The organism is Belnapia mucosa, assembly GCF_016775475.1.
Lineage (GTDB): Bacteria > Pseudomonadota > Alphaproteobacteria > Acetobacterales > Acetobacteraceae > Belnapia > Belnapia mucosa.
Genome location: NZ_JAEUXJ010000048.1, coordinates 1 through 9,268, shown reverse-complemented (window position 1 = coordinate 9,268; position 9,268 = coordinate 1). Strand labels below are relative to the sequence as shown.

General features: G+C 62.9%; 10 protein-coding genes and 2 pseudogenes. 11 read left to right on the top strand and 1 reads right to left on the bottom strand.

Going from position 1 to position 9,268, the window contains the following annotated elements; translation table 11 throughout:
• The 8 genes from JMJ55_RS31390 to JMJ55_RS29895 all read left to right on the top strand — a co-directional run.
• Positions 1-203: hypothetical protein (locus JMJ55_RS31390; RefSeq protein WP_236034245.1), on the top strand; the 203-nt coding region annotated here is incomplete at its 5' end.
• Positions 107-766, top strand: a complete 660-nt coding sequence (locus JMJ55_RS29925) for an IS5 family transposase (RefSeq protein ID WP_328702803.1) — start codon at positions 107-109, stop codon at positions 764-766. The genes JMJ55_RS31390 and JMJ55_RS29925, both read left to right, overlap by 97 nt.
• A gap of 2 nt (positions 767-768) precedes the next feature.
• A complete protein-coding gene (locus tag JMJ55_RS29920; RefSeq protein WP_202829260.1) occupies positions 769-1,431 on the top strand; it encodes a calcium-binding protein in 663 nt (220 codons plus the stop codon).
• 519 nt (positions 1,432-1,950) lie between these two features.
• Positions 1,951-2,175: a MarR family transcriptional regulator gene (locus JMJ55_RS29915; protein WP_202829262.1), complete on the top strand. Its 225-nt coding sequence runs from the start codon at positions 1,951-1,953 to the stop codon at positions 2,173-2,175.
• A 182-nt stretch (positions 2,176-2,357) separates the two neighbouring features.
• The gene (locus JMJ55_RS29910; RefSeq protein WP_202829259.1) at positions 2,358-2,561 is read left to right on the top strand and encodes a hypothetical protein; all 204 of its coding nucleotides are present in this window, start codon (positions 2,358-2,360) and stop codon (positions 2,559-2,561) included.
• 67 nt (positions 2,562-2,628) lie between these two features.
• Positions 2,629-2,895 (top strand): MarR family transcriptional regulator, encoded by a 267-nt coding sequence (locus tag JMJ55_RS29905; RefSeq protein WP_328702804.1) that lies wholly within the window; start codon positions 2,629-2,631, stop codon positions 2,893-2,895.
• A 518-nt stretch (positions 2,896-3,413) separates the two neighbouring features.
• Positions 3,414-4,379 carry an IS5 family transposase gene (locus tag JMJ55_RS29900; RefSeq protein ID WP_202829258.1) on the top strand — a complete coding sequence of 322 codons (966 nt, stop codon included), beginning with the start codon at positions 3,414-3,416 and terminating at the stop codon, positions 4,377-4,379.
• A 256-nt stretch (positions 4,380-4,635) separates the two neighbouring features.
• The gene (locus JMJ55_RS29895; protein WP_202829257.1) at positions 4,636-5,610 is read left to right on the top strand and encodes a zinc-binding dehydrogenase; all 975 of its coding nucleotides are present in this window, start codon (positions 4,636-4,638) and stop codon (positions 5,608-5,610) included.
• A gap of 54 nt (positions 5,611-5,664) precedes the next feature.
• Here JMJ55_RS29895 and JMJ55_RS29890 read toward each other — a convergent pair.
• A pseudogene (locus JMJ55_RS29890) lies at positions 5,665-6,901 on the bottom strand (IS256 family transposase).
• Between the two features lie 269 nt (positions 6,902-7,170).
• Here JMJ55_RS29890 and JMJ55_RS29885 point away from each other — a divergent pair.
• From JMJ55_RS29885 to JMJ55_RS31385, 3 genes and pseudogenes are all read left to right on the top strand, one after another.
• Positions 7,171-7,560: a helix-turn-helix domain-containing protein gene (locus tag JMJ55_RS29885; protein WP_202829256.1), complete on the top strand. Its 390-nt coding sequence runs from the start codon at positions 7,171-7,173 to the stop codon at positions 7,558-7,560.
• Between the two features lie 369 nt (positions 7,561-7,929).
• Positions 7,930-9,024 carry a nucleoside hydrolase gene (locus tag JMJ55_RS29880; RefSeq protein ID WP_202829255.1) on the top strand — a complete coding sequence of 365 codons (1,095 nt, stop codon included), beginning with the start codon at positions 7,930-7,932 and terminating at the stop codon, positions 9,022-9,024.
• 57 nt (positions 9,025-9,081) lie between these two features.
• A pseudogene (locus JMJ55_RS31385) lies at positions 9,082-9,192 on the top strand (IS5-like element ISMra2 family transposase); the annotation flags it as partial.
• Between the last annotated feature and the right edge of the window lie 76 nt (positions 9,193-9,268).

Below are 9,268 nucleotides of genomic sequence, written 5' to 3'. Positions count from 1 at the left end.
CCGCGCCGCCACGGCAGCGCCAGCGAATCACGCCGGACAAGGCAGAATTTGTCGTTTGTAAACAGACCATCTACGGCACCATGCGCGCCTTCCTCCGTGATGGGGTGTGGGAAAGCATACGCCACCACATCGTCGTCATGCTGCGCGAGGTGTGGGGCACGAACCAAGCCCGACTGCGGCCATCCTCGACACCCAAAGTGTGAAGACAACGGAGAGCGGCGGGCCTCGCGGTTACGATGCGGCCAAGAAGGTGAAAGGGCGCAAGCGGCACGTCGCAGTCGACACGCAGGGGCTGTTGCTCGGCGCGCTCGTGCATGCCGTGTTCATCCAGGACGCCGACAGCGCGGGCGAACTGCTCCGGCGTATCAAGCCCCTCTACAACTGGCTCCGGGCGGTGTTCGCTGACAGTATCTATGGCCGCCTGGCCGTCCTGCTTGCCTGCTTTCTGCTCGGCCTGACGTTGGTCGTCGTCCGCCGCGTCGCAGGCACCAAGGGCTTCGTCCTGCTGCCACGCAGGTGGGTGGTCGAACGAACCATTGGTTGGCTCGGGCGATGGCGGCGCCTGTCGAAGGATTACGAGCAACGGCCTGAGGTCGCCGAGGCGATGGTCACCCTTGCCACGATCCGCCTCTGCTTCACCGCCTCGCTCACCCAAACTGCAGGCGACGTCCTGCCCCGTAGATTTCAAAATCGCATTTGCGCCTCACTGTACGGTGACCACATTCGAGAGTCAGGAAGTCGTATACAATTCCACGGAGGGTTGTAGCGATGTCAAAACTAAACTTAAAGAAAAACAATGGCAACGACAGCCTACTTGGCGACGGTGGATCCAACTACATCAGTGCCGGTAATGGCGATGACACCGTGCAGGCCGGGTTCGGGCATGATGTCGTTTTCGGCGGGAACGGCAACGACTCCCTGATCGGTGGCACCATCGGTACAATGTCTAGCCAACCGGATGATGACTACATCAACGGGGGCAATGGCAACGACACGATGCGAGGCGGCTGGGGCGCCGACACACTGATCGGCGGGAACGGCAATGATGTCTTGAGCGGCCAAGGGGACCGCAATCTCCTGACCGGTGGGCACGGCGACGACATCTTCCAGTTCGGCTTCACCGCGCCTCGGTTGCCTATCCCCGCCATTGGTCAGGACACCATCAAGGACTTCGGCGACGGCAACGACATCGTCGATCTTCGAGCGATGAACAGAAACCTCTCTGGTTCCCAAGACCTCGAATACACCTTTATTGGTCAAGATGTGGAGTTTTCCGGCGAGCGCCCAGAACTTCGCTTCCGGTGGGAAGGTGGCAACACTCTGGTCGAACTCAACACGGACTTCTTCTATGTTCCGATGGATACCGTCGTCGATGGCACAATCACGCTGCGGGGCATTCACAGCCTGACCGAAAGAGATATTTACCTCTGAGTGTCTGACTGAAGCCAACCTGCAGCGATTGAGTACGTACAAGTCAGTCTTACTGAGCCCGTATTGAGAGGGTGCCGCGGAGCGTAGGCTGCGGGCTTAAAGCATGCTGTTTTCTACAAGAACCGCAATCGGTTGCCCAGTAAATCGCGCATCAGTGGAGTGACCCCACGCCCGACAACTGTCAAAACGGGCTGTAAGGAAGGGTGCGTCCGGTGATTGACGACAAGCATAGCCAAACGGAGGATCTTCTCGCGAAGGCCGAGCGGCATGTCTTGGAAGGCGAGAGGCGCGTCGTCCATCAAGCCACCATCGTCAAAATGTTGGAGCAGGGCTCCGATCACTAGGCGGCAGCTGTTGCGCAAAAGGCCTTAATAGCTATGGAGCAGACCGTCGACCTAGCCCGCAAGCACCTTGAGTTCGAGCGGTCTGTGCACTGCGGCGCTGGGAAGCCTTGCGTGATGACAGTTGCCATCAACAGCGACGGCCCCGGACCGGCTACTGCACATCCTGCGCAAGACGATGCTGTCCGAGGTGAGGTTAGATCAGCCGGACCTATCGCTGCGCCAGCTTGCCGTGCTGCTCGTGGTCTATCAGGTTGACGAACTGCAAACCGTCCGAGGGTTGGCCGCTCAGCTGAATGTCGCTAGGTCGATTATTAGCCGCGCCCTCGATCGTCTGGGGGACTTCGAACTCGTCGCTCGACAGATCGATCCCGGGGACAGCCGCAGCATCATCGTGCGGTGAACGCTTGTCGGTGCCGCTATGATTAAACGATTGGAAGTGGCGATGGCTGAGGCGGCGGCGGACAGAGGTGAGGATGAGGACGGCGACTGAAGTTCCTGTCGCCGGTCCGTCTTCACGCATATTTAGATTCCCAAGTTTGCTGCGCTTTCGATATAACCGGGAAAGAAGCCGGGAATTCGCCAATGAGCGACTTTGAAATGGCCAGCGTTGCCGCGGCTAGCATCGTTGTCGTGCTGCTTGCAGCCAAGCTGGCGACGGGGCGAGCGGGTCGCTGGGCGCGGATCCGCCGCCTTAATAATCGTTTTGCAGGTGCACCCCTTTACCGGCTGTCGGGGATTCGAGAGGAGCAGGTGCGGCGAGTCGCCAATCCGGTCAGTGACCACTGACCCCGACCCGCTGCTTCACGTTCTTCATGGCACCATGCGGTCTTAGGTCCGGTCTGATCAGCCAGACCTGAACCTCCGCCAACTCGCGGTACTGCTGGTCGTCTACCAAACCAATGAGCCGCAAACCGTCCGAGGGCTTGCGAAGCACCTCAAAGTCAACAAGCCGGCCATCACTCGCGCCCTCGACCGCCTTGAGGAATTTGAGCTCGCCGTTCGGCACATCGATCCCAAGGACCGCCGCAGTGTCGTCGTGCGACGCACTCCGCTTGGGACGGCCATGGTGGAGCGACTGAAGATGGCGATGGCCGAGGCGACGACGGTGGAGGACCAGTAGCTGGAGGCTACCTCCGGCGAATGATGAAGGCGGCCTAATCCGCAAGGAGGCCTCGCCGCCTATGGCGCATCGAGACGCAATGCGACAGAGCGGCTGGCCCTTATTCCTTGCATCGGCTCCATGCTGCGATGCAACATAAGGCGAGTGAGGGGAGGAACAGGCGTAGGAGCCTTGCCATGGTCGCTTTTCTTCTCAGCACCGCCGCTATCCTCGTGGTCAGCCTGGCGACGCGTATCGCAGTGGACGAGCTAGCCTCGCGCTGGACGAACGGGAGCCTTGATGCTCCGCTGACCCTCTACGGGTCCTGACTGTGCCCGATGACGAGATCCGCGTTCCGGCTGCCAGCCCGAGCATTATGGAGCGCGGCATGCTGAAGGTGCTGGCCCAGGCTCAGGAGGCCGTAGCCAGCGGCGCTGCGGCTCACGTCTGCGGCCACTTTGTTGCACGGGTCGCCCGTGGGGGCGGCTTCGGGTAGGCTGGTGTTGGGGTGAGCCCTCGATCACAGAGGGACGCCTGCCATGCCGTTCAAAGCCAACCGGGATCGGCGGCACCACATTCCGAAACAGCGGCACCGGGTCACCAACTGGGCGCCCTACGATGCGGGCCTGCGCGCCCGGGGCAGCCTGACCGTATGGTTTACGGCTGAAGCAATCGAGGCCTGGGAAGCTGCGCCCCGCACCGGTCGGGGTGCTCAGCCGCGCTACTCCAGCCTGGCGATCGAGACGGCTCTGACGCTCCGTGCCGTATTTCGCCTAGCACTGCGCAAAACCGAAGGCTTGATCGGCTCCATCTTGCAGTTGCTCGGCCTCGATCTCGCGGTGCCGGACTATTCGACCCTCAGCCGTCGGGCGGAGACGTTGGAGGTGCCGCGACAAGGCTGCGGCGGCGGGCCGGTGCACTTGCTGGTGGACAGCACCGGTCTACGGCTCTGTGGCGCTGGCGAGTGGCTCATGGAGAAGCATGGCACCAAGCGGCGCCGGACCTGGAAGATGCTCCACCTCGCCACGGATGCCAGCACCGGCTACATCGTCGCCTCGGTACTGACCGACAGTGATGCTGACGATGGCTCGCAGGTCGGCCCCTTGCTGGACCGGGCCGACGGTCCTGTGACGTCCTTCACCGGCGATGGCGCCTATGACCGGGACGACGTCTACGCCGAGGTCATCGCACGTTATCCCGATGCGGCCGTCGTCGTGCCGCCACGCTCGAACGCGGTGCCGAGCGCGGCGGCCGAGGCCGCGCCGACGCAGCGCGACTGCCATCTGCAGTGCATCGCCGAGCGCGGCCGTATGGGCTGGCAGAGGGCCTCGGGGTACAACCGACGTGCTCTGGTGGAGGCGGACGTCGCGCGCTGGAAATGCGTTATCGGTGACGGGCTGCGCTCGCAGACGGATGGGCGGCAAGCGACCGAAGTGGCCATCGCCACCAGCGTGCTGAATCGTATGCTGGATCTCGGACGCCCGGAGTACGTCCGCGTCGTGTGACCCGCAACCCGGGTAGGGCGTCAGTGCGGCCGATCTGCCGACCTATGCAACTCACTGCCTCAGCAGTGAACTGCCTCCCCTTGAACGCCAAATCTAGCCTGATTTGCCCAACCCTCGATCCCGAGCCATGGCCGTTGATGATCTGCCTCGGAGAACGGAGCAAACCCTGCCAGAGAGTCTTTGTTCCTCCTGGCGGCTGGTCCGTGACGCGGTTCCAAGCTTTACTCGCTCTCAAATCCAGCAAAGGTGGGCCGTTGTGAAAGCAGCCGTTGTTATAAAATCCGGCGTCGAAATCCGTGACATGCCAGAGCCGCGGCCAAAGCCAAACGAGGTGCTGGTTCGCGTCCGCGCCGCTGGGCTAAACCGAGCCGATCTGGCCGTGGCCTCTGGGCATGCGCATGGCAGCGTTGGCGGCGTCGGGACCATCGTCGGGATGGAGTTCGCTGGCGAGGTCACCGAGGTTGGCGCCGAGGTGCCCAATAGCATCCGTCCTGGCATGCGCGTGATGGCCAGCAGCGCAGCCGGCTACGCCGAATATGCGGTGGCAGACTGGGGGCGCGTCTCCTGCCTCCCTAATTCGAACATGGGGTGGGTGCAGGCCGCGACGCTGCCCATTGCATTGCAGACCATGCACGACGCGGTTGTGACGAACGGCGCTCTAAAGCCCGGCCAGAGCATCCTGATCCAGGGCGCGAGCTCGGGCGTTGGGCTGATGGGGATGCAGGTGGCGAAGGCGATGGGCGCTGGGTTGGTGCTCGGGAGTTCCTCCAGCGCAGAAAGGCGGGCGCGGCTGGCGGAGTTTGGTTGCGATGTCGCTGTAGATACCAGCGACGCTGGCTGGCCCGACCGCGTGTTGGAAGCGACAGGTGGCCGCGGTGTTGATGTCATCGTCGACCAAGTCTCAGCGAGCGTCGCCAACGGCAATCTCCGCGCCTGCGCCATACTAGGCCGGATCGTCAATGTCGGACGGCTCGGCGGTGCTAGGGGCGAGTTCGACTTCGACCTGCATGCGATGCGCCGCATCAATTATATCGGTGTCACCTTCCGCACCCGCAGCGTGGAGGAGGTGCGGGAGATCAATCACCGCATGCGTGCCGACCTCTGGCCAGCCGTGGAATCGGGAAAGCTCAGGCTACCGCTGGACCGAACCTTCCCGCTGGCAGATGCTGCGGCGGCGCTGGCCCATATGAAATCCAATGCGCATTTCGGGAAGATCGTGCTGGAGTGCTGAGACCCGGGGAACTGTCGGGATTTCCGTGTATGGCCGGTCGGCTGAACAACACGGTCAGGCCATGGCCTTGTTGAAGCGGTCGCCGAACAGGACCGCGAACTGGGCCTTGGCCATGGACCATTCACGGGCTGGCATGGTCCACTCCTTTTCGGTTCTGTTCAAGACTAGGTAGAGCAGCTTCAGCGCGGCCTCGTCGGTTGGGAAGTGGCCGCGGGTTCGGACGGCGCTGCGTAGCTTGGCGTTCAAGGCCTCGATCGCGTTCGTGGTGTACAAGATCCGGCGGACCTCGGCGGGGAATGCATAGAACGGCACGACCTCATCCCAGGCGCGCCGCCAGCTCTGGCCGATGGCGGCGTATTTCCGGCCCCACGGCCCGGCCTCGAACGCCGTTAGAGCGGCTTCGGCGGCAGCAGGGTCGATGGCGCGGTAGATGTCCTTCAGCGCCGCTGCCACCGCCCGGCGGTCCTTCCAAGAGACGAAATCCAGGCTGTGGCGCAGCAGGTGGACAATGCAGGTTTGCACCGTGGCCTCGGGGAACACGGCCCGGATCGCCGCGGGAAACCCCTTCAGCCCGTCCACCACCGCCAGGAGCAGGTCCTCCACGCCGCGGTTGCGCAGCTCGTTCATCACCCGCAGCCAGAACTTGGCGCCCTCGTTCTGCTCGAGCCAGAGGCCAAGGATTTCCTTGGTGCCGTCCGCTCGGACGCCGAGCGCGATGTGCACCGCCTTGTTGCGGACCAAGCCTTCGTGGCGGATCTTCACCCGCAGCGCGTCGAAGAAGACCAGCGGCTTCGGGGCACTGCCCCGGAGCCGGCTCCAGCGGCCGGGCCTGCCAAGTGGCGATCTCGTCCAGCATCGCGTCGGTAACGGCGCTGACCAGGTCTGGTGAGACCTCGATGCCGTAGAGCTCCAGCAGGTGGCCGGCGATCTCGCGGGTGCTCATGCCATGGGCGTACATCGACACGATCTTCTCGTCGAAGCTGGGAAAGCGCCGCTGGTACTTGGCAATCAGCACCGGATCGAAGCTGCCCTGGCGGTCCCGCGGAACCTCCAGCCCAATCCGGGCAGTGTCGGTAACCACGCTCTTGCGGCCATATCCGTTGCGGCTGTTCCCGGCGCCGCCTTCGTCTGCCAAGTGGTGGTCCATCTCGGCGTTCAGCGCTCGCTCGGCCAGCGCCTTCTTCAGCTGGTCCAGCAGGCCGCCCTGGTCGAAGGCGGTGCTGGCCTCCGCGCCGGACAGTAGCTGGTCCAGCATTTCATCGGGGATCCGAGGCGCTTTGTGTCGGGCCATGGGGGAGCTCCTTCTTTGCCATCATGACCGAACACACACGAAATTTCCGATAGGCCCCGCGAGCGTGTTGGGTGCTTCAGTTTCCGCACCGCCTTGGCCTAATGCCCAAGGCAACCTTGCTCGCCCTGTGTCCGATCCAAGGCAGCGACAGCAGATCCGATGACTTTCCGTCACATCTGCGCAATGAGCCTGTTCTCACAAGAACACGCGGAGACCGTCGCCGCACAAAGCGTTAAGCCAGCCTACACCAAGCAGGACCCCGCCCACTTATGAGCCATGCGATCCAGCAAGACGAACCACAAAGCCAACGCGCCACCGTCGTGGACGAGTATGTGGGTCGGCGGATCCGCGAGCGGCGGGTCATGTTGGGGATGTCGCAGCAGCAGTTGGCAGGCATCGTCGGCGTGACCTATCAGCAGCAGCACAAGTATGAGCGAGGGCTGAACCGCATTTCCGCCGGCCGCCTGTTCGCGGTTGCACAGGCGCTTGGCACGGATCCCGCTTGGTTTTTCGAGGGTGTATCCGAGCGAGGCGCGGCTGACGGCGTACCACCGCGTCAGCGCCTGCTCCTGGAGCTGATGCGCAACTTCGCTCTCATCAGGGATGAAAAGCAGCAGCAGGCCATCAGCAGCATGGCCCGCTCGCTCGTCGGCTCGTAACCCTCTGGCGGAGCGCCAGGCGAAACGCCGCCCGCAGCGTCCAGTGCTGTGGTGATCGCCAGGGCAGAGTAGCGTGTGCTCTCGCCGCGTGAGTTCATCGCCCAGCAGTCAGCCACCCAAGCCGCGTGTCCGATCTGACGGAGCGCATTCCAGAACCCCGGCCTGCTGTCGCATGGCTTCTGGCCGACAGGCTGGATGCCTTGGGTCTAGGTCCAACAACTGCGCAAGCGTTGGCTCGCGCTGCAGTTGCCCAGAACTAACCTTACTGGTCAGCAGAGTGCTAACTCTGGTATCCTACGGTGAGGCCTCTTTAAACTGCGAAAGTGTGGTCAAGGGACACGCAAAAGATATAGGGAGCGAGGCGCCGGCATGATGTTCGATATGCTGTTCAGTGTTCCGAATTTCGGCTGGACGAGAAGCGTTGTCCTGGCGGCTGGCGTGGCTCTTGGTGCCTGTGTCGGTTGTCATCCAGCAGAGGCGCTTTCAGCAGACTCCGGAAGCTGCCTCATCATCGACAGTGATGCGGGCCTCGACGACTTTCGGGCCGTTGCGGCGCTCGGAGCGCTCGGCCCGTCGGTACCGGCTCGGAAGGTTGCCGCCATCATTACGACCGAAGGAGTGGCCCGTTCCCCCGAAGGTGCCGGAGCGATGGAGCGGTTCCTCAAAAATGCTGGCCTGACAATTCCCGTGATCCAAGGAGTCCTGCCCAATCCAAAGCGGCGATTTACGGCCGAGCATCCGCTGGACCCCCGGCTGCCTATTTGGCGGAAAGAAGCCGAACTGCTCAATTTGACGCTCCCGGAGGTTGAGCGCCAAGCAAACCCGGCTGGTGAGGATGTTGCCGTCCTTCTCAGGCGGCACACTGAGACCTGTACGTCGATCTCGCTGCTCGTCATTGGCCCTTGGACGTCGTTCCTGCGCTACGCGCCTGACATTTTGGGAAGGATCGAGCGGATCGTTGTCCAGGGACGCCCCTACCCGGACGAACTCGGCGGCGAGCCAGCTGGGTTCAACTGCACCTATGATGTTGATTCATGCCTTGCTGCATTTGACCTCCTAGTCGGCCGACAACAGCGTGGAGGCCGGCGGTTCAGGGCGACCTGGGTCGATATCCCCCAAGGGCCGGAGGCTTGTGCCAAGGCTGAGCCTGGCGTGAATGCCGAAGGTGAGCCGCTCTGGGCCTTTGCCCCGGTTGAAAGCTGGGAGAACGAATTGAGGGAGCTGGCGGATCGTTACCAAAAAGGCGAGGTGGACAGAGGGCAGCCGGCGCGGGCTGTCGCCGGTCTGCTCAGGAATCGGCAGGGCTTGGCTAACAATTCCCTCTGGGACGATCTCGCAGCCCTTTTCCTGATACGGCCGGAGTTGTTCGCGGTGAGGGGAGGGCATGTTGAGCCCTGCGTTCCTGCGGCAACCGTCCGGGCTAACTTGTCTGCGGCTATGATCTTGCCGGAACGCCTTCACTGACCTGGCCCTCATTGCTTTAGCAATGCGGCGTAGCAGAGCTGCGGGTGTTGGAAGATCTTCTATCACTGGCGCGCCTCGGGAGTGAGGGACCGGATCTTGGCAGCGTTGCAGGCTGAGGCGGAGGCGGCTAGCGAGATCGACTGGGATCTGCACTTCGTGGACGCGACGGCATCGTCAGGTTGAGCGAGGCTTGGCTGGCCGGGGGCGGTCCGGTAGACGGCCGGAATGAGCCTGCCAGCTGCCA

What these genes read in the sequence shown, in the direction of transcription:
- JMJ55_RS29880 (WP_202829255.1), top strand. Translation starts at nt 7,930, where the DNA reads ATGATGTTCGATATGCTGTTCAGTGTTCCGAATTTCGGCTGGACGAGA.
- JMJ55_RS29900 (WP_202829258.1), top strand. Translation starts at nt 3,414, where the DNA reads ATGCCGTTCAAAGCCAACCGGGATCGGCGGCACCACATTCCGAAACAG.
- JMJ55_RS29915 (WP_202829262.1), top strand. Translation starts at nt 1,951, where the DNA reads ATGCTGTCCGAGGTGAGGTTAGATCAGCCGGACCTATCGCTGCGCCAG.
- JMJ55_RS29910 (WP_202829259.1), top strand. Translation starts at nt 2,358, where the DNA reads ATGAGCGACTTTGAAATGGCCAGCGTTGCCGCGGCTAGCATCGTTGTC.
- JMJ55_RS29920 (WP_202829260.1), top strand. Translation starts at nt 769, where the DNA reads ATGTCAAAACTAAACTTAAAGAAAAACAATGGCAACGACAGCCTACTT.
- JMJ55_RS29885 (WP_202829256.1), top strand. Translation starts at nt 7,171, where the DNA reads ATGAGCCATGCGATCCAGCAAGACGAACCACAAAGCCAACGCGCCACC.